The organism is Streptomyces radiopugnans, assembly GCF_900110735.1.
In the GTDB taxonomy this organism is placed as follows: Bacteria; Actinomycetota; Actinomycetes; order Streptomycetales; family Streptomycetaceae; genus Streptomyces; species Streptomyces radiopugnans.
In genome coordinates, this window is sequence record NZ_FOET01000006.1 from 87,458 (window position 1) to 107,686 (window position 20,229).

The following is a 20,229-nucleotide window of genomic DNA, read 5'->3' on the forward strand; positions in this document are numbered from 1 at the left end:
GGGTCATGCGGAAGCTCCTTCCGCCGGCACGGGCTTCCCGTGTGCCAGGGGCAGGGCGGCGAGGGAGAACAGCCGGTCGGCCTCGTGCAGCGGCAGCACGGTGGCCAGGAGCGCCTCCGCGTCCTCCCCGGGCAGCGGTGCGGGCCGGCCGGCGGCCCGGGCCGTCAGCACCGTCAGGACGGCCGTGAGCCAGGCGGGGTCGCCCCCGGGCGCGCCGCACAGCCGGCGGTCGCGGTTGTGCCACCACAGCAGCAGGCAGCTCGCGGCGGCGTGCACCCAGCACAGCCTCGCGGCCAGGTCCTGGTCGCGCAGCGGGTCGGCGCCCCGGCGGGTGCGCAGGGCGTGCCCCGACCAGGACACCGCCCGCTCCAGCCGGGTGACGGCCCGCGCCGCTCGCAGTTCGCCCGCCTTCTCCAGCACCTCCCTGGCCCCGGCGGCCACCGCCGGCACCGCGTCCAGCACCGGGTCCGGGCCGCGGTCGGACAGCTCCAGACGGTCCAGGCGCGGTTCGGGCAGCGGGGCGTCCAGCGTGCACGTCCGGGCGAGGGCGCCGGGGTCCGCGTCCGCCGCGGGCCGTGCGGCGGCCAGCCGGGCGAAGTGGGCGACGACCAGGCGGAGGTTGGCGGTGGGGCTGGTGTCGATGTGGCGGACGACGGCGTTGTCCCGCCGCAGCGTGTCGAAGGCCGCGTACGGACCGTCGCGCAGCACCCCGCGGCTGCCGAGCACGTCCGCGCAGCGCGCGAGCGCCTCCTCGCAGGCGTCGGTGAGGACCTTCTTGGCCACGCTCGACCACAGGCTCTGGGCGGCGGGCAGCACGTGCAGACCGCGAGCGGCGGTCAGGGCCACCGCGTCCCCGGCCAGCAGCAGGGCCGCCGCGGTGGCCAGTTCGCGCCGGGTGCCCGGGTGCGCCAGCACCTCGCGGCCGGCCGCCCGGTGGGCGGCGGCGAAGTCCAGCGCCAGGCGCAGGCCGGTGTCGGCGCAGGCCAGGCCGGCCGCCGTGCTCATGGTGCGGACCACCTGCATGGCCTTCATCGCGGTCTCCAGGCCCCGGCCCGTCTCCCCGACCAGCGCGCTCCGCGGCACGGTGAGGCCGTCGAAGCGGAAACCGGCCAGATCGGCACCGCGCATGCCCGTGGGGCGGCGGGTGCCGCGACGGGCCGCGGCGGCCTGTTCACCGTCCAGCAGCAGCGCGGAGAAGGCGGCCGGGCCGCGCCCGCCGGTGCGGGCCACCACCAGCAGCCCATCGCACCTCCCGCCGAGTCCGACCAGCCACTTCTCGCCGGTCAGCGCATAGCCGCCGGGGACCGGCTCGGCCCGCGTCTCGTTGGCGAGCAGGTCGCTGCCGTGGTCGGCCTCGGAGAGGGCGAAGCCGAGCGAGCCGCCCTCGTCCAGCAGCCGTACGACGTGCTCGCGCTGCCGGGGGGAGCCGGCGATCAGCACACAGGTGGCCGCGGTGATGCCGAACATGGTGGCGGGCATGATCGCCGCGTCCCGGCGGGCGGCGGTCCTCACCAGCATCAGCGTGGCGTCCAGGGCCTCCAGGGTGCCGCCGAGGGCGGCCGGGACGAAGGCGGTGCGCAGCCGCGGCCCGGCCTGTGCGGCCAGTGCGTGCGGACGGGCGTCGGCGGCGTCCCGGCCGGCCGCGGCGGCGAACCCGAACGGGTTGCGCGCATCGCGCGGGTCGCCCAGCTCCTGTTCCAGAGCGGTGGCGGCGGCGTACCGCGGCCACCGGTCCGCGCCCGCCGTCATAGCCGCTCCCCTTCCGCGGCCGGCGGTGCGGGCCGGTACTCGGCGCAGGAGCGCGGCAGCCGCACCCCGGCGAGGGCCAACTGGTGCACCCGGGCTGTGTAGGCGGCGCCGCGCAGCAGGTGCCCGGCCACGTCCGCGGCCCGCCGGTTCTCCGGCGCCGCCAGGTAGGTGCCGCGCGCCCAGGCGTTGAAGGCTCCCATGGCCGGGCCGCACCACACCTGGAAGTCGGCGGTGCGGTCCGCCTCGCCGGTCACCGCCCACCGCGAGGCCATCCCCAGGTACCAGCGGAACAGCAGCGCCATCCGGCGGCGCGGGACGGCCGCCGCGCGCCGCAGCTGGTCGGGGTCGCGGCGGGCGAAGTACGCCTCGACCTCCTGCCAGACCTCCTCCACCGGGCGGCGGAAGATCTGCTTCTCCAGGCGGCGCAGCTCCTCCTCGGGAAGCGCCTCGATGCCGTCGTGGCGCTGGTACAGCTCGTAGAGGCGCTTGGCGCGCATCGGGAACAGGGTGCCCTTCTTGAGCACCTGGAGTTCCACCCCGAGTTCGAACATGTCGGCCGCGGGGGCCATTTCGCAGTCGGCCAGTCCCGCTTCGGCCAGCAGCCGCCGGGCGGGCTCGGAGGTGCCGGACTCCAGGCACGACTGGTGCACCGAGCCCACCACGACGTAGTCGGCCCCCATGGCGTAGGCGGCGGCGGCCGCGTGCGGGGTGCCGATGCCTCCGCCCGCGCCGAGCCCCACCGGTACCGGGTAGCGCATCTCGCGCTGGATCGCGTCGCGCGTCTCCAGCAGCGCCGGGAAGAGCGCGGTGAGCGGGCGCCGGTCGGTGTGTCCGCCGGAGTCCGCCTCGGCGGTGACGTCGTCGGCCAGCGGCACGTACCGCGCCAGCTCCGCCTGTTCGGCGGTGATCAGCCCGCGGGCCAGCAGGTCGGCGGTGATCGCCTGTGGGGCGGGGCGCATGAACCGCTCGGCCACCTCCGGGCGCGAGACCTTGGCGACGAGCCGGTTGGCGGCCACCACCCGGCCGTCGCGGCCCCGGTGCAGTCCGGCCACCCGGTAGCGCACCACGTGCGGGGTGAGGTCCAGGTAGGCCGAGGCCTCGACGCACCGCACCCCGTGCCTGAGCAGCAGCTCCACCCCGTCGCGCTCCAGGGCGTCCTCGCTGGGGCTGTGGATGAGGTTGACCGCCCAGGGCAGGTCCGGGAGTTCGGCGGCGAAGCGGCGCAGCGCGCGGTCGATGCGCTCGGGCAGCAGGCCGGCCGCGCCGAAGGAGCCCAGGCAGCCGGCGCGGGCCAGGGCGATCACCAGTTCCTCGGAGGCTATGCCGCCCGCCATGGCGCCGCCCAGGTAGGCCAGGCGGACGCCGTGCCGCTCGCGGAAGGCGCGGGAGCCCAGGCGCTCGGGTGGCAGCGGGCCGAGCGCGGCCAGGACCCGGGTGCCGGGCCCGGGCCGGGCAGTGGTGGCGCCGGGGCCGTGCGGGGTGTCGACGATGTAGCAGGGCTCCTCCAGCCGTTCCAGGACGTGCTGGATGCCGACCGGGTCGGTGCGGGGCGTCCGGGGTGCGGTGCGGGCCAGATGGCGGGCGCCGCCCGTCATGGGTGTGGTCATGCTCCGGTCTCCTTCTCCGTGCCGTCCTCCGCGTGGGCCCGTTCCGCCCGCGCGGCGGGGACGACCTCCACGGCCACGTCGGTGAGTTCGTAGATGCGCAGGCCCGGCTTCCAGACGGCGGCGTCGGCGACGACGACGAGGCGGCCGTCGTCCCGCCGGACCTCCTTGATGTGGGCATCGAAGGTCATCTCGCCGTCGCCGCGCAGGATCTGGCCGCGGTACTTCCAGCCCATGGCGACGTCGAGGGGCACCCCGAACCGCACCGGCCCCATGCCGTCCGCCAGGCCGGAGTCGATGACGTGGACCTGGAGGGCCTGGATGACGGCCTCCACCCCCAGCGATCCGGGCATCACCGGGTCGCGGTGGAAGTGGCAGTCGAAGTACCAGTCGTCGTCGGCGACGGTGCGGCTGCCGTGGATGTAGCCCTGACCGTGGACGCCGCCGCCGTCCACCACGGTCACCTCGTCGACCATCCGCAGGTGGTCGTCGGCCAGGTGCAGCCCGGTGCCGGGCTGGGGCCTGAACCAGCGGTCGTCGGAGCGGACGGCCAGGGTCCGCGTCCGGGCCGGGTCGAGGCCGGCCCGCTCGGCCTCCAGCCACGGCGGGACGTAGGTGCCGGAGTCCAGCCCGACCTGGTTGGAGAGCGCCTGCTCGGTGAAGTACCCGAAGAGCGACTCGCCCTCGTAGAACACCTCGTCGTCGGCGAGCAGCCGGTAGCGGAACTTCTGGAGGGTGGCGCCCGGCACGGACTGGCTGGACAGCAGCTCCGACTCGTGCCGGACCGTCTTGCCGGCCAGCTCGGGGCGGCGCACGAAACGGGCGCGGCCGTCCAGGTTGCGGATCGACAGCTCCTCGTCCGGGCTGGCCAGGGTGGCGCCCAGGTAGTAGCCGAGCAGGATCGCCGCCTGCAGGGAGGTCTCCATCACCACGCAGTTGGGCATCTCCGGCCCGGCGGTGTCCCGGTAGTACCAGGCCTCGGGCGGGGAGTCGTACTCGGTGGCCATGGTGGCGCCGGGACGCAGTTCGCCTCGGGTGCCGTCCAGTCGCATGATGCGGTCCACGAACCGGAAGTCGCCGTTGGGGATGTAGGGCGCGCGCCGGCCCGCGTAGATCTCGAACTCCGTGCCCATCGCCGTGCCCAGGTCGCCCTTGGCGGCGTGGGCGAGGTGGAGTTCGTTGATGAAGGCCGCCTCGCCGCGCTCGTTGCGGCGGCCGAGGAAGGCCGGGAGGCCGCCGGCCTCGGGCCGGTAGGCGGTGCCGGGCTTCTCCTGCACCCGCACCCCGAAGTTCCGCATGGCCACGATGGGCTTGTCACCGTCGTAGACGGTGATGTCGGCGACGACGGTGGGCCGCGGCAGCATGGTCAGCTCGGTGATCTCCACCTCGTAGCGGACCTCGCGGGTCCGCGGGGTGATCTGGCCGCGCACCTTGACCTCGGTCTCCAGGCCCGGCACCGCCTGGAACTCGGCGTCCGGGAAGACCATGTGCATCCCCAGGTACATGGCGTACGTCTGCAGCAGCTGCACCCCGCCCTCGGCGATGAGCGATCCGGCCAGCACCGGGTCCCCGGTGAAGTGGCAGGCGAAGTACCAGCCCTCGGGGTCCAGCCGCTTGACGGCGGTGAGCGCGCCGAGCCGGCGCGGTCCGCCCAGCCGGTCGACGACCGGGATCTCGTCGATCATGCGCAGCATTTCCCCGGGCAGCCGCAGCGAGCGGTTGCAGCCGTCGGCGCTCTGGTCCCAGCGCGGGCCGAACACCTCCCCCGGGCGGCCTGCGGCCAGCAGCTCCAGGTCCTTCCCGGTCAGGGAGGTGCGGTCGGTGCGGGCCAGCGGCTTGAACCAGGCGGGCTCCATCGCCGCACGCCGCCTGCGGTCCGCGGCGTTCTCCACCACGCCCAGGGAGTCGGCCAGTTCGGCCGGGGTGAAGAACCCGGCGCAGGCGTCGAGCAGTTCCAGGATCAGCTCGCCGTCGGCGTAGCAGCGGTAGTTGAAGAAGAACAGCAGGTTGTCGCCGTTCCACACGAAGCGGTCGATGCGGATGTCGTAGCGCAGCGTCTGCCCTTCGCGGGGCAGGCCTCCGTGGAAGACCAGGCGGCTGTCCAGCAGCCGGTAGACGCGCTCGCCGCGGGTGCGGAAGTCGATGCCGAGGTAGGCGATGAGGAGCATGTCGCACTGGCCGGCCTCGATGGTCACCGCACACGGGACCAGGCCGTCCACCGTGTACCAGGCGCCGACCGGGACGTCGTACTCGGTGGTGATCTCGGCGGGCTCGAAGCGCCCCGTCTCACCGGTGATCCGGGTGACCCGGCTGACGAAGAGGTACGGCGGCTCGGGCAGGCGGCAGCGTCGCGGGTAGGTGTCGACCTCGGCGAAGGCCGGGCCGAAGACCGGCGCGACCCGGCCGCGGGCGAACTCCAGCAGGTCCCGCTCGTCCCACAGTACGGTCCTCTCCCGTCCCGCGGGCGCTACGGGCACGGCGGGCGGCACCGCGGCGGACGCGGCGCCGGACTCCAGGGACCGCAGCGTGTTCTCGGTGAACGCGGCCTGCGCGCGCAGCGCGGCGCGGTGCGCGCGGGCGACGGTGGCCGCCATCGCCCGCAGCGGGGGCGCGGCGGGACGGGCCAGGGCCGCCGGACGGTACCGCTCGGGGGCGGAGCGCGGCAGCGGTTCGGGCAGGTGGACGAACGGCTCCTCCTCGATGACGATCCGTTCCGCGGCGGGGTCGGGGCCGGGGACGGGCTCCGGGGCGGGGACGGGCTCCGGGGCGGGGAGTTCCGCCGCCGGGGACGCGGGTGGCATGGCCGGGGTCACCTCACTGGGCTGGATGTCCGGGGTGATCGGGGGGTGCGCGGGGTGCTCGGGCAGGACCTCGGGCGGGTCGGGGGTGAGAACGGCCGCGGCCGCCCGTGCCGTCCGGTCCGCGATCGACTCGCCGCCGCACGGCACGGAGAGCACCGGTCCGGCCGGTGCGGCCGTCCGCGGCGGCGGCGCCAGTTCCTCCAGGCCGACGGGCAGGCCGTGGGCGACCAGCCGGGCCAGTGCCTGGGCGAGCGCGGTGGCGGCCGGGGCGCCGCGCCGGTCGACCGAGACCGCCACGTGGTCGCGGCCCTTGAGGGTCTCGCCGATCCACCGGGTGCAGGTGGCGCCCGGGCCGACCTCGACGAAGTAGCGGTAGCCGCGCTCGTGGGCGGTCTCGGTGAGCCGGACGAAGTCGATGGTGCTGCGCAGGGTGACCGCGATGCGCTGGGCGATCAGGCTCCGGTCGGTGGTGTCCACCCGGTCGTAGTCGTAGGCGGACAGCAGTTCCAGGGCGGGGTCCGGCGTACCGAGCGGGTAGTCGTTGAGCGCGGCCAGCGCGTCGAGCTCGGGGTCGACCACGGGGCAGTGCATCACGTGGTTGGCGGGCGCCTTCGCCGCCTGGCACCCCACCTTCCCGATCACCTGGGCGACCTGCTTCGGATCGCCGGCGATCACCACCTCGCGCGGGGTGTTGACATGGGTGAGGAAGACACGTTCCAGACCGGCCATGGCCGAGCGCACCACGTCCGGTCCGGCGAGCAGCACCCGGGTCGCCCACACCTCGCCGTCCGGCACGGAGGCGGGGATGCCCCAGTCCTCGCGGACGCGCAGCTTCGGGCCGCGCAGCCGGTCGCGGAACAGCGGGGTGGCCGCCAGCGCCGCGTCGTCCCGGGCCGATTCGGCCCAGACCCCGCCGGCGAAGAGCATGCTGGACTCGCCCAGGCTGTAGCCGAAGCCGCCGTCGGGCCGGATGCCCAGCACGTCGCGCAGCAGCCGGGTGTGCAGCACCGCGAAGTTGGTGCCCGCGGCGAGCATCACCGGGATGTCGTCGATCAGGCGCTCCTCGTGGCGCATCAGGTCCCGGCGGCCGAGCGGGCCCCGGGCGCGGGGGTGGAGCGCGCGGTGCTTCAGCCGCCGGGCGGGATGGTCGGCTTCCCGCTCGAAACCGTCCAGGAGCCCGGGGAAGAGGCGGAACAGGTCGCGGCCGGCGCCGGGGTAGGTGGTGAACGCGCCGGGGTAGACGAAGGCGACCCGGCCGTCGGGGCCCATCGGGCGCGCGGTGCAGTAGCTCCCGGAGGGCGTGGACCACTCGCCGCCCTCGGCGATGACGCGCGGCAGGTCGCGTTCGGCGGCGGCCAGTTCGCCGGCGAGCCGGCCGGCGTCGGCGGCGACCAGGACGGCGGTGTGGCGGGAGCGGCGGGCGGCCAGCTCCCGTACGGCCCGGTGGGTCACCGCCCGCGGTCCGTGCTCGGCGAGTTCGGCGGCGGCGGCGCGGGCCGCGGCGGCCAGCCCGGGGCCGTCGTCGGCGGTGAGCGGCAGCAGCAGCACGCCGGGGCCGTCGCGCCAGTCGGCGGCGGGCCGTGCCGGGCCGGTGCCCTGCGGTGTCCCGCGCAGCACCACGTGGGCGGCTGTGGCGCCGGCGGGGCCGGTGTCGCCGAGCAGACTGAGCGCGGCGACGCGGGCGGCGCCGCGGCGGCGGACGGGCCAGGGCTGCGGTTCCCCCAGCACGGTGAAGCAGGAGCCCTCGAACGCGGTGTCCTCCGGGTCGGGCAGCAGGCCGTCCGGAGCGGCGGGGAAGTCGGCGTGGTGCAGGACCAGTGCGGCCGCGACCAGTGCGGCCAGCGGTGCCGCGCGCTGGGTGTCCCCCACCAGTGCTCCCGTGCTCCCCAGCACGCAGCCGTAGGGGTCGCCCGCGTCCGCCTCCCGGGCGGCCTGCGGGTCGGGCCGGTAGACGGTGGCCAGGGCCGCGGCCTCGCCGTGGCGGGCGGCGGGGGTGGCGCCGCCGAGCTCCAGGTATTCGACGTCGCCGGGGGAAACCCGGGCGTCGGCGAGGGCGGCGCGGGCGGCGGCGGCCACGGCGGGGCCGTGGCCCTGGCCACCGTCGCCGCTGTGCACGCGCAGGGCGTCCACCGTCGCGTACACCTTGCGGCCGGTCTCCCCGGCCCGGGTGACGACCACGGCCGCCGCCCCGTCACCGAGCGGCGGCGGCTCCTGGCCGTCGCGGGCGGCCAGCCGGGCCCGGGCCCGGGTGTTCTCCGCCCCGGCGGCCAGGTCCACCCCGCCCACCAGCACCGCCTCGACGGTCGGGTCCAGCAGCAGCAGTCCGGCCACCTCCAGCGCCCGGACCCCGGCCGTCCCGTCCGCGGCGACGGTGAAGGACGGCCCGGTGAGGTTGCGCGACGAGGACAGCCGGCTGGCCATGATGTTGCCGATGTAGCTGAGCACCTCGTTGGCGCCGATCGGCTCGTGCACGGCGCCGCGCACCGCCTCCTCCAGGCGGTCGAGCTCCTCCCGGCCCAGGCGCACCCCGGCACGCTCGCACTCCGCGCGTACGTGGGCGCCGATGTCGAACCGGGCCCGGTGGGTGTGGGTGCGTGGTTCCATCTCCATCGCGACCACCACGCCGACCCGCCGCTCGGGCAGTTCGTCGGCCTTGGTGCCGGGCGGCGGGGCGGGGTAGCCCGCGTCGGTGAGGGCCTGCTCGGCGGCCTCGAACAGGGCCAGGTGCTGGGGGTTGGCCTGGGCCAGCTCGTTGGGCGGGATGCGGTAGACGCGGGGGTGGACGTCGATGCGGTCCAGGTAGCCGCCCGGCACGGCGGAGTCCTGGGCGGGCGTGCCGGACAGCGGACCGCGGGTGAGCCCGTCCGCGCCGTACCAGCGGTGCGGCGGGCGCTCGGTGAGGGCGGACCGGCCCGGACGCGCGGCGCGGTGCAGCGCGCCGGTGCCGGACAGCGCGCCGAGGCGGGCGCCCAGGCCGGTCACCGCGAGCCTGGCGAGAGGGCGCGGTGCGGGGGCCTGCGCGTCCGTCCCGGCGGAGGCGGTCACGGGCACGGGGGCGGGCGCCGGGAGGGGATCGGCGGCGGCCTCGGGGCCGGCCAGCACCAGATGGGCGTTGGTGCCGCCGAAGCCGAACGCGGAGACCGCCGCGCGGCGCGGCACCGCTCCCCGGGGCCAGGGCGTGTTCTGGCGCACGATCCGCTCGGCGGCCGCCTCGCCGCCCTTCGGGCGCAGCGGGTCGGTCACACCCGGGGTGGCGGGAACGGTGTCGTGCCGCAGCGCGAGGACGACCTTCAGCAGGCTGGTGAAGCCCGCCACGGTCAGCAGGTGCCCCACGTTGCCCTTGACCGACCCCAGCAGCGGCGGCACGCCGCCGTTCCCGGCGAAGAAGGCGGTCAGCCCGCGCAGCTCGGTGGCGTCGCCCAGCGGCGTGCCGGTGGCGTGGCACTCGATGTAGTCCACGGTGGCCGGGTCGATCCCGGCGTATGCCTGACGGTAGGCGGCCAGTTGCCCGGACTCGTTGGGGCTCAGCAGGTGGCGGCCTGCGCCGTCGTTGCCCAGGCCCACGGCCTCCAGCACCGCGTACACCCGGTCGCCGTCGCGCAGTGCGTCACGGAGCCGTTTCAGGACGACGACCCCGGCGCCCTGGCCGGTGACGATACCGGTGGAGCGGCCGTCGAAGGGCTGGCTGACGCCGTTGTCCGGGTAGGCGCGGAGGTCGGAGAAGGAGAGGTGGATCAGCAGCGGGTCGGGCGCGCACACCGCTCCGGCGACCATGGTGTCGGCCCGGCCGGTGGCAAGGTAGTCCCGGGCCAGGGAGACGCCGTAGAGGGCGGAGGAGCAGGCCGCGTCCAGGGCCAGCCGGGGGCCGCCGAGGCCGAGGGCGTCGGCGGTGGTCACGGCGGGTCCCCCGAACGGCCACAGGTTCTCGGGGGCGGGTTCGGGGTCCGTGCCGGGCGGGGCCGCGGGCAGCGGCAGTCCGGCGCGGGAGAGGCCCTCGGTGACGGCCTGCCGCACCGGCGGGACGCACATCCGCACCGACTGCTCGGTGGGGAAGGCGTAGTTGCCCAGGACCAGGCCGGTGCGCGCCAGGGCGTCGGGGCGGGTGTCCAGTCCGGCGTCGGCGAGCGCCCGGCGCACGGTGTGCAGGGACCACCGGACCACGCGGTCCAGGCCCGACAGGCGGTCGGCGGGCAGGCGCAGACCGTCCAGGTCGATGGCGGGCTCGGTGACGAAGCCGCCGCGCACGGCGGTGACGCGGTGGTCCGGGTCGCCCCAGCCGCCTGGCACGTCGGGGCTGGTTCCGAAGACCTCCGGGCCGCCTTCGGTGCGGTGGTCCGCCCCGGCGAGCAGCCCGGTCCAGAACTCCTCGGGGCTGTGTGCGCCCGGGAGCAGGCAGGCCATGCCGACGATGGCCACCGGCTCGTCCCGGTGAGGTGAACGCGACATTTCTCTCCGTGTCTTCCGCTCAGTGGTGGGTTCTGGGGCGGGCGGGAAGCCGGCCGGCGGCCGGCCCGGCGGCGCGGGAGGGCGTCTGCCGCCCTCCCGCACCGCCGGCCGTCCGGATCGTGCGCTCACGCGCTCATCCGGAGGTGGGACGGAACTTCGCCTCGAGGCCGGGGGCGTGGACGGCCTCGACGCCGCGGCACTCCAGCAGGACGCGTCCTTGCGGGGTGCACGCGGTGACGGTGCAGCGGATGCCGCCCGCGGTCTCCGCCACCCCGTCCACGACCACCAGGAACGTCTGCCCGCCGGGCAGTTCAGCGTGGCGCAGCACCTCGCCGATCGCGCTGGGCAGCACCGCCTGGCCGCGGTGCAGCCGGGCCCAGACCAGCACCGCCTGGAGCAGCAGGTCGGTCTGCACCGGGCTGTACCCGGGGGCCTGCCAGGCACCGTCGGCGATCGGCCGCTCGGGCAGCCGGCACGCCAGCACCAGCCTCTGCCCGTCGTCCAGGACCTCGGTCAGACCGCGCAGCCGGGGACCGTGGAAGAGGGTGCCGTCGGTGTACGCGGTGACCGGGCGCCCGGTGCCGGGCGCCGGCAGGTCGGCCAGGGCCGGTGCGGGCGCCGGGGCACCGGCCACGGCCCGCGCCCGGTAGCGGGGCCGGCCCTCGCTGTCGTGGATCGCGACGTCCCAGGCCCCCGGCGTGCAGGCGGGCCGGACCGCCAGCCGCAGCCCCGCCGGCCGGTCGTCGTCCAGGACCAGGCCCTTGTGCACCGCGAAGCCGGTCACCCGGCCCACCGGGGTGCCGGGCAGCACCTGGTGGACGGCGTTGAGGACCGCTCCCAGCGCCGCCGTGGCGGGCAGCACCGGGTGGCCGCCGATGGCGTGGTCGGCGAGCACCGGGTCGCCGGCCAGGGGCTCCAGGGAGCGGTGGAGCTCCACTCCCCCGGCCGGGAACCCGGCGGGTTCCGGCGCGGACAGCGGGGTCACCGGGCCCACCACGCACACCGTGTCGCCACCGTGCTCGGCGCCGAACTGCTCGGTGAAGTACCGGACCCCCTCCTCCAGGGGGATCAGCGGCACACCGCGTTCGGCGAACATCCGCTCCAGCTCCGGGGTGACCATGCCACCGGCCCAGGCACCCCAGTTGACGGAGGTGATCCGGGCCCGGGGCGTCTCCCGGCGCAGCGCGCAGGCGAGCTGGTTGAGCGCCTCGTTGGCCATGGCGTAGTCGGACTGGCCGCGGTTGCCGAAGAACCCGGCGACCGAGGAGAACAGCAGCAGGTGACGCAGCCGCCCGGCGGGAAGCGCCTCCAGTACGTGGCGCAGCCCCGTCAGCTTGGTGTGCAGCACCCGGTCCACGTCCTCGCCGCGCTTGGCGGTGATCAGGGTGTCGGCGAGCACCCCGGCCCCGTGCACCACTCCGGTGACGCGGTCGGCGTAGGGGGCCAGGACCCGTGCCACGGCCTCGGGGTCGGTGATGTCCACCGCGGCGTACTCGGCCCGTGCCCCGGCCTCCTCCAGCTCCGCCAGGGTGCGGCGGATCTCGCGCTGCCCGGCCAGGTCGCGGGCGATGCGGCCGACCTCGCGGGGAGTGGGCTTGTGCCCGGTCCGCTTCAGCTCCGCGGCTGCGGCGGCCCGCAGCCCGCTCTCCGGTACCCCTTCGGCCCAGCCGGGCTCGTCGGCCAGTTCGGTGCGGCCGAGCAGCAGCAGCCCGGGGCGGTGGGCGCGGGCCAGGCCGACGGCGCAGGCCGCGGTGACTCCGCGCGCCCCGCCGGTGACCACCAGCAGGTCCTGCGGACCGGGCTCGGGGGCACCGGGCTCGCCGGGCAGGTCGCCGGGTGTCTCGGCCAGGTCCAGGGTACGGCGGGCGCCGTCTGCGGCGAGTCCCACCTGGACGGTTCCGGCGCAGGCGTCGTGCGCCTCGGCCAGGAGCAGCTCCGCGCACCGGTCGGCGGGCAGGTCCGGGTCCAGGTCGACCGCGCGGCACAGCAGCGACGGGGCCTCGATGGCGAGGGTCTTCACCAGGCCCGGGACGCCGCCCAGGACGGCCCGTTCCACACCGGCGGCGCCGGTCATGCCCATCCGCCCGTCGAGCCTGGTGACGGTGAGGAACGCCGCCCGGCCGCCGTCGGCCGCGCTCCGCTCCAGCAGGGGCTGGACGGAGCCGGCCAGCAGCAGGGTGTCCCGCAGCGCGGTGACCGCGGCCTCCTGTCCGTCGGCCTCGACCTCGGCGACCACCAGGTCCAGCCGGTCGCCGTCCCCGGGGGGACGGGTGCCGGTGCGGACCGTCCAGCCGTGGGCGCGCAGCGCGTCCGCGAGGGCGGCCAGGGGGCCGCTGCCGGTGTCACCGGCCAGGAGCGCGCACGGGGCGTCCCGGTAGGCGTCCGGCAGGAGGTCGGGGGCGGGCAGGGTGCGCAGCCGGGCGTGCCGCCGTCCCAGGCCCGGGCTCAGGCTTTTGGGGCGGACATCGCCTCCTCGGCGACGGCGCCGGCGGCGCCGGAGACGAAGGCGATGATGTCGTCCAGGGTGCGCAGTTCGGCGAGCTTCTCGGGGTCGGCGGAGGCGGAACCGGGGAAGCGGTCACGGAGCGAGCCCATGATCTCGACACGCTTGATGGAGTCGATGCCCAGGTCGGCCTCGACGTCCATGGAGGTCTCCAGCATGTCCACCGGGTAGCCGGTCTTCTCGGCGACGCTCTCCAGCAGTGCCTTGCGGACGTCCTCCTCGGTGACGGCGGCGGGGGCCGGGGCGGAAGCCGGAGCAGGAGCGGCAGGGGCGGGGGCCGGAGCAGGAGCCTGCGCGACGGGAGCGGGAGCGGCAGGGGCCGGGGCCTGCGCGACGGGAGCCGGAGCAGGAGCGGCAGGGGCCGGGGCCGGGGCCGGGGCCTGCACGGCGGGGGCCGGAGCGGGGGCCTGCGCGGGAGCGTACCGGGGCTCCGTCTCCGCGGGCGCGGCGGGAGCCGGCGGCAGGGCCGGGGCCCACTCCTGCGCGGGGAGCCAGTTCTGCGCCGGGGCGTAGGCGTGGGAGTCGGCGGTGACGGGCGCGATACCGCTCTCCAGCAGCGCGAAGCTGCGCAGCACCTCACTGGCCTGGGCATGGCTCTGCCCGATCGCCACGCCCTGCTGGCTGATGGCGGTGATGCCGGTGAGGACCTTGTCGTCGAGGGAGCCGTCCAGCAGGTTGGTCAGCCGCTCGGCCACTCGCAGCTGGCTGCCGAGGTACTCGCGGTGCATGGACAGGTGCTCCCAGGCGACCGCGCCGGTACCCGGAAGGCCGGCGGCGCGGGGTATGCCGCCCTGCGGGGCGGATGCCGCCGGGGCCGCCGCGGCGGCCGGCTCCTGCTGCGGTGCGGCGGGCTCGGTGCCGATCGCCGGGGCGCCCGCGGCGCCTTCGACGCGGTAGCCGTTCTCCAGGGCCTCCTGGTAGGCCTGCCTGCGCTGCTCGGAAACGTGGTTCACACCGTTCAACGGAATCGTCATCCCCTCTGCCGGACGGGCCGGCTCGATGTCAGCGGTGTAGCGGTTGCAGTCGGTCAGGGGTGCGCCGAGCACGAGGAGCCGTGCGGCGAGTTGCTTGAGCGCGCGGTCGCCGTCCCCCTTGGGGCCGGGGTCCGCGCTGAGGACGACGACGTCATCGCGGTCGGCGAGGGTGCGGCGCACCAGGCCGGAGAGAACCGACTTGGGGCCGAACTCCACGAAGACCCGGAAGCCGTCCTGGTACATCTGGGTGACCCGCGGGGCGAAGTGGACCGGGGCGGTGAGCTGGCCGACCAGCACCTCGCGGTTGCCCGCGATGCGCCGCCCGTAGGAGGCGCCGGGGGCGTCGGCGTACACCGGGAACGCCGGCGGGCGTACCCGGGTGGCCTCCACGGCTTCCTTGAAGGCATCCACCGCGTGGGCGATGTAGCGGGTGTGGAAGGCGGCGGCGACGGGCAGTTCGCGGGCGGTCAGCCCCTCCCGGCCGCAGTCCTCTGCGAAGGCGCGCACCGCCTCCGTACCGCCGCCCACGACGATCTGGTCGGGGGCGTTGACGTTGCACACCTCGACGTCCTCGTGGCGGGCGGCGATCTTCTCGACCGTCTCCAGGTCCGCGGAGACCGCGGCCATGGTCCCGGGGTCCTCCGCTCCCTCGGGCCGCAGCGCCATCGCACGGCCGCGGGCCCGGGCCAGGCGGTGGAGATCCTGGTCGGTGAGGCTGCCTGCCGCCCAGAGCGCGGTCAGCTCGCCGAAGCTGTGGCCGAGCGCTCCGTCGGGGGTGAAGCCCAGTTCGTTCAGGTAGCGGTACTGGCCGGCCGAGAGCGCGCCGATGGCGGGCTGGGCGTAGTCGGTACGGCGCAGCGCGGCCTCCTGTGCCGCGCGGGTGTCGTCGTCGAAGGCCGGCGGCGGGAAGACGGTGCGGCCCAGCGGCTCGTCACCGGCGAACTCGGCGGCGGCCGCGTCGTACGCCGCGCGCACCGGGGGCACGGCCATGGCGGTGCGCGCACCCATGCGCAGGTACTGGCTGCCCTGTCCGGCGAAGAGCGCGGCCGCCTTCACCGGGCCGGCGCCGGCCCGTCCCCCCTCCCCGCCCAGCAGCGCGGTGCGCCGGTAGTAGGCGCCGCGCGGCAGGACGAACTCCTCGGCTTCCGGCCGGGCACGCAGCTCCCGGGCGGCCGCGGCGCGCAGTTCGGCCGCCTCCTCGGCTCCCGAGGCCACCAGCGCCAGCCGGGCGTGACCGGCCGGAACCGGTTCGGTGCCGTCGGCGGGCGCGGCGTCCGACTCCAGCAGGTCCAGCAGCGCCGCCGGTTCCTCGGCGTGCCAGAGGTGGACGCGGGCGGCGGGGGCGAGGACGGCGAGCCCCTCGCCGTTCGGGTCGTGCTCCTCCAGCACGCAGTGGAAGTTGGTGCCTCCGAACCCGAAGGAGGAGACCGCGGCGCGGCGGCGCTCGCGCGCCGGGTCGGCGATCCACGGCTGGGCGAGGGTGTTGACGTAGAAGGGGGAGTTGGGGAAGTCGACCGCCTCGCGGGGCCGTTCGACGTTGATGGTGGGCGGGAGCACCTTCTGGTGCAGCGCCAGCGAGAGCTTGATCAGCCCGGCCGCGCCGGCGGCCGCCTTGGTGTGCCCGATCTGCGACTTGACGCTGCCCACCGCCGCGAACTGCCGCTCCTCGGTCGCCGAGGCGTACACCTCGCGCAGCGCGGAGAGCTCGGTGAGGTCGCCGACGCTGGTGCCGGTGCCGTGGCACTCGACCAGGCCGACCTGCTCGGGTCCGAAGCCCGCGTCCTCGTAGGCCCGGCGCAGGGCGGTGACCTGGCCCTCCACGCGGGGGGCGTAGATGGACTTGAAACGGCCGTCGCTGGAGGTGCCGATGCCGCGCAGCACGGCGTAGACGCGGTCGCCGTCACGCTCGGCGTCGGCCAGGCGCTTGAGGGCCAGCATTCCCAGCCCCTCGCCGATCAGGGTGCCGTCGCTCTCCTCGTCGAACGGCCGGATGCGGCCAGACCGGGAGAAGGCCGGGGTCTTGGAGAAGCACATGTACATCAAGATCGTGTTCTCCGCGTCACAGCCGCCGGTGAGCATCAGGTCGGCGCGGCCGGACACCAGCTCGGAGACGGCCATCCGCACGGCGGCCAGCGAGCTGGCGCAGGCCGCGTCCACGGTGCAGTTGGTGCCGCCGAGGTCGAAGCGGTTGGCGATACGCCCGGCGACGACGTTGCCGAGCATCCCGGGGAAGGAGTTCTCCTCCCAGGGGGCGAAGGCCTTGGTGAACTTGTCGGCGATCTCCTCGGCGTCCCGGTCGGTCAGGCCGCAGCTGCGCACCACCTCCTTGAGCACCGGTGTCTGCAGACGGGTGGCCAGGGGCTGGGTGAGGGAGTTGGCTCCGGTGATGCCCAGGATGCAGCCGGTACGGGAGGCGTCGTACCAGCCGGAGCCGGGCGCCCCGGCGTCCTTGAGGGTCTGCTTGGCCACCACCAGGCTGAGCAGCTGGAGGACGTCGGTGACCTCCAGGGTGTTGGGCGGCAGGCCGAACTCCATGGGGGAGAAGGGGACGGTGGGGATGAAGCCGCCGCGCTTGGCGTAGGTCTTGTCCGGCTTGGACGGGTCGGGGTCGTAGTAGTCGGAGATCTTCCAGTGGGACTCCGGGACCTCCTCGATGCAGTCGTTGCCCTCGGCGAGGTTCTTCCAGAACTCGTTCAGGTCGCCGGAGCGCGGATAGAGGGCGCCCAGACCGACGATGGCTATCGGGGTGTCGGAAAGTTTTCTGGCGGAAGGTTGCTGAACCATGGGGACTCCAACCTGTTTCGGGAGAGCTCCTGTGTGGCGGGCAGCGGCGGGACGCCCGTCATCCCGGGGCGGGGGCCGTCTCGGGGACCGCCGCGGCGGCGATGCGCCGCAGGGCCTCCGGGTCGCGCAGCATCGAGTAGTGGTCCCCGGGGGTGAACCCGGTGTCGAGGTCTGCGCCGAGCCCGGACCAGCCGAGCGGTTCGGGGGTGGCGAGGAGACCGCGCTCGGGGCGCAGCAGGACCAGGGGCAGGCCGACGGGGCGCGGCCGGTGTGCGGCGGCCAGCCGGTTGTTGCGCCGGAGGCCGTCGAGGTAGGTGTCGTAGACCTTGCGCAGGCCCGGAAGGGTGGTGCCGGGCCGCAGGATGCCGCTGTCCAGCCCGGCCCGCAGCACCTGCTCCAGCGCCGCGTCCGGCCGGCCGGCCGGGTCGTCCGGGAAAGCGGTGGGCAGGGCGCCCGGATCGCCGCCGCGTTTGGCGGCCAGGTACATGCAGAACCAGGGCAGAGCCAGTCCGTGCCCGATGGCGTCCTCGGGCTGCACGTAGCCGGGCACCGGCGCGATGCTGTCCAGCAGCACCAGCCGGCGGGGCCGCTCGTCCTCCTCGAGCAGGCCGGTGAGCGCGTGCCCGACCACCCCTCCGAAGGACCAGCCGAGCAGGACCCAGCGCTCCGACAGCAGCCCTCGGGCGCGTAGTTCCCCGGCGGCCCGGCCGGCGAGCCGGTCGATCGAGGTGGTGACGCGTCCGCTGTCCAGCGCGGCCCGGAAGTACTCGGGGATCTGCTCGAGGTCCACCACGTGCAGCCCGGTGCCGGGCGGGAGCGCGTCGGCCAGACCCGCGTAGTCGGCGGTGGGGAGGGCGCCGGGGTGGATCACCAGGACCCGGGCGCGCTCCGGTGCGGAGCCGCTTCGGAACGCCCGGACGAGTTCGGGCCGGGGGCGTTCAGGCCGCATGCTCGGCCTGCTTCTCGGCGATGTAGCGGGACAGCTGCGCGATGGTCGGGTGGTACCACAGCGCTGTGGTCTCCAGTTCGAACCCCAGCCAGTCCTCCAGTTCCCCGGAGAGCACCAGCGCCTCGGTGGAGTCCAGGTCGAACTCGTCGAAGTACTGCTCGGGGTCGACCTCGGCGGGCGCGACGCCCAGCTTGTGGGCGACCTTCTCCAGCAACCACTCCTGGACGGCCTCGGTGGTGAGCGGTTCCGCGGTGGTCCTGGCGGTCTCGGCGGACGGGGTGTCGGACACGGGTTCTCTCCTTCTGGTCGGCCTCGGGGGCCGGGACGGGGCCGCGGCGTCGGCGGCCTGGATTCCGAGCATCTGGGTCAGTTCCGCCACCAGCCACGCGGCGGCCGGGCGGGCGGAGACCCGGCGGTACGCGTGCTGTGCCGGCACGGGGTCAGGCGGCCGCGTCGCGGGACCTGTGCAGCGCTTCACGGATCGCCTCGGCCGCCGCGAGGCCGGAGTCGAACGCGGACTCGTGCAGGCCGATGACGTCCGGGCCGAGTTTGCGCGAGTGGAAGTAGGAGCCGGCGAACATCAGGCGTCCGGCGGGGTCGTTGAGGGAGTAGATCTCGCTCTGGAGCCTGCGGGCCTCCATGGTGAAGACCGGGTGCCGGTAGGAGATCTCCTCGATGACGTGTTCGTCGCGGATGTCCACTCCGGAGTCCAGGGTGAGGAAGTAGTCCCTGGTGCCCTCCAGGCACTGGAGGTCGTTGAGGTAGTAGTTCACCCAGGACACCTGCCGGCCGTCCTGGTTCCTCCGGCCGTAGTTCCAGCTCCGCCAGGCGGCCCGGTCGTCCGGCATCACCGACGTGTCGGTGTGCAGGGTTGCGCGGGTGGGGTGGTAGGCGAACGCCTCCAGCATCCGCTGCCGCGGGGTGGGGTTCTCCAGCATCCTCATGGAGTCGTCCGCGTGGGTGGCCAGGACCGCGTAGTCGAAGCGCTCGGCTCCGGCGGCGGTCCGCACCACGACGCCGTCCGGCTCCTGCCGCACGCCCACCACGGGGGTGGCCGGCCGTATCCGGGCGCGGGCCGCGCGCAGCCGGGCGGCCGCGGCGCGGACGTAGGAGACGCTGCCACCGGTCACCGTCCGCCAGGGAGCCGTTCGGCCGCCCAGGCCCTCGGCGCCGTGGGCGAAGAAGAAGGCGATCACCGTGGAGGCGGGCATGTCCCAGATGCGGTCGGCGGGCACCGACCAGGCCGCGGTGGAGATGAGCACGATGAAGCCGTACCGGAACTCCTCCGAGTAGCCGTTGCGGTCGAGGTACTCCCCCAGCGGGATGTCGGCCTGCTTGCGGATGAAGTGCCTGGGGGACTCCTCGAGGAAGCGCCGGGCCTCCTGCCACAGACGGACGAACTCGTCCGGGTACCGCGCCCGCACCTCCTCCTCGGGCTGCTCGAAGTCGTCGGAGACGTAGGCGCTCCCGGCGTCCAGGTCGAAGAAGCAGAACTTCCCCGGGTGGCTCTGGGTCGCCACGCCCAGGTCGGCGAAGAAGCGGGTGATCTTCGGGTAGTGCGGCTCGTTGTAGACGATGAAGGCGGTGTCCAGTCCGAAGGTGCGGCCGGCGTCCTCCACCTCGACCGTGTGGGCGTGCCCGCCCAGCCGCGGCTCGGACTCGAACAGCGTCACCTGGGCGTCCTCGCACAGCCCACAGGCTGCCGATATGCCCGCCGCCCCGCCTCCTATGACGGCGACCTGCGGTTTCATCGGTATCTCCTCACGGGATTCAAGGGGCCGGACACGGTTGTCCGGCATTCGACGGACAGGGTGAACACAGCGCTCTCCTCGCATTGCGCTCACATCTCCACACGGACGGACTGTGAGCGGGCAGGCTGTTTCGGACCGCCCGGCACGAGCCGACGGCTTCATCCCTTAATTCATTTCGGCGCAGGGCAGCCTGATTCAGGCGGCCGACACCATATGCCCGAATTCCACCCCGGGGCAGGACGGATTGATCACCGACCTATTCCGGAGCCGGAGAGGGCAAGTGTTACCCGCGTAGAAAAATTGATTAACAACTCCGGTGAAATTGGGAACGAGAATGTTGCGACGAGGCACACCAGGCCGTTCGGACGCCCCGGCAGGAGCCCGCGAACCGCCCCGGGCTGGCGGACGCGGACGGCCCGCCACCGAGCGGAACGACCGGGGAAGAAGGCTTCGGCCGGGACTCCGGAAAGAGGTGAAGGGCGCCCCCGTCCGGCGGACCGGGGGCTCCGCCCCGCCGTCGGCCTCCCGGCCGCCGAACAGCCCGGACCGGCCGACCGGGTCGGCCAACTGGGCCTTGTATCAATACTTCTGACGTATCGTCAACGATGCGGTAACCCCCGTGCCATCCTTCTCAGAGGCCGGAGGTCCCGGGTAACAGGCCGGGTGAC

At 74.9% G+C, this 20,229-nt stretch carries 8 protein-coding genes; all 8 read right to left on the reverse strand.

The features are described 5' to 3' along the window. Positions 1 to 3 precede the first annotated feature (3 nt). Complete coding sequence (locus tag BMY40_RS14225) at positions 4 to 1,749, reverse strand: acyl-CoA dehydrogenase family protein (protein ID WP_093659372.1); 1,746 nt, start codon at positions 1,747 to 1,749, stop codon at positions 4 to 6. Next, complete coding sequence (locus tag BMY40_RS14230) at positions 1,746 to 3,356, reverse strand: PfaD family polyunsaturated fatty acid/polyketide biosynthesis protein (RefSeq protein ID WP_245770084.1); 1,611 nt, start codon at positions 3,354 to 3,356, stop codon at positions 1,746 to 1,748. The genes BMY40_RS14225 and BMY40_RS14230 overlap by 4 nt, the downstream gene beginning before the upstream one ends. Next, positions 3,353 to 10,600 carry a beta-ketoacyl synthase N-terminal-like domain-containing protein gene (locus BMY40_RS14235; RefSeq protein ID WP_093659374.1) on the reverse strand — a complete coding sequence of 2,416 codons (7,248 nt, stop codon included), beginning with the start codon at positions 10,598 to 10,600 and terminating at the stop codon, positions 3,353 to 3,355. Before BMY40_RS14235 ends, BMY40_RS14230 begins: the two co-directional genes overlap by 4 nt. A gap of 133 nt (positions 10,601 to 10,733) precedes the next feature. Beyond that, positions 10,734 to 12,836 carry an SDR family NAD(P)-dependent oxidoreductase gene (locus BMY40_RS14240; RefSeq protein WP_218158294.1) on the reverse strand — a complete coding sequence of 701 codons (2,103 nt, stop codon included), beginning with the start codon at positions 12,834 to 12,836 and terminating at the stop codon, positions 10,734 to 10,736. Between the two features lie 209 nt (positions 12,837 to 13,045). Beyond that, positions 13,046 to 16,861, reverse strand: a complete 3,816-nt coding sequence (locus BMY40_RS14245) for a type I polyketide synthase (RefSeq protein ID WP_093659378.1) — start codon at positions 16,859 to 16,861, stop codon at positions 13,046 to 13,048. 58 nt (positions 16,862 to 16,919) lie between these two features. Next, positions 16,920 to 17,810, reverse strand: coding sequence for an alpha/beta hydrolase (locus tag BMY40_RS14250; protein ID WP_093659380.1), 891 nt, complete (start codon positions 17,808 to 17,810; stop codon positions 16,920 to 16,922). Next, positions 17,800 to 18,099 (reverse strand): acyl carrier protein, encoded by a 300-nt coding sequence (locus BMY40_RS14255; protein WP_245770085.1) that lies wholly within the window; start codon positions 18,097 to 18,099, stop codon positions 17,800 to 17,802. The genes BMY40_RS14250 and BMY40_RS14255 overlap by 11 nt, the downstream gene beginning before the upstream one ends. Before the next feature lie 151 nt (positions 18,100 to 18,250). After that, a complete protein-coding gene (locus BMY40_RS14260; protein ID WP_093659382.1) occupies positions 18,251 to 19,561 on the reverse strand; it encodes an NAD(P)/FAD-dependent oxidoreductase in 1,311 nt (436 codons plus the stop codon). Positions 19,562 to 20,229: the final 668 nt, after the last annotated feature.

Coding starts and splice junctions, on each gene's coding strand:
- BMY40_RS14225 (WP_093659372.1), bottom strand. CDS start 1,749: ATGACGGCGGGCGCGGACCGGTGGCCGCGGTACGCCGCCGCCACCGCT.
- BMY40_RS14230 (WP_245770084.1), bottom strand. CDS start 3,356: ATGACCACACCCATGACGGGCGGCGCCCGCCATCTGGCCCGCACCGCA.
- BMY40_RS14235 (WP_093659374.1), bottom strand. CDS start 10,600: ATGTCGCGTTCACCTCACCGGGACGAGCCGGTGGCCATCGTCGGCATG.
- BMY40_RS14245 (WP_093659378.1), bottom strand. CDS start 16,861: ATGGTTCAGCAACCTTCCGCCAGAAAACTTTCCGACACCCCGATAGCC.
- BMY40_RS14250 (WP_093659380.1), bottom strand. CDS start 17,810: ATGCGGCCTGAACGCCCCCGGCCCGAACTCGTCCGGGCGTTCCGAAGC.
- BMY40_RS14260 (WP_093659382.1), bottom strand. CDS start 19,561: ATGAAACCGCAGGTCGCCGTCATAGGAGGCGGGGCGGCGGGCATATCG.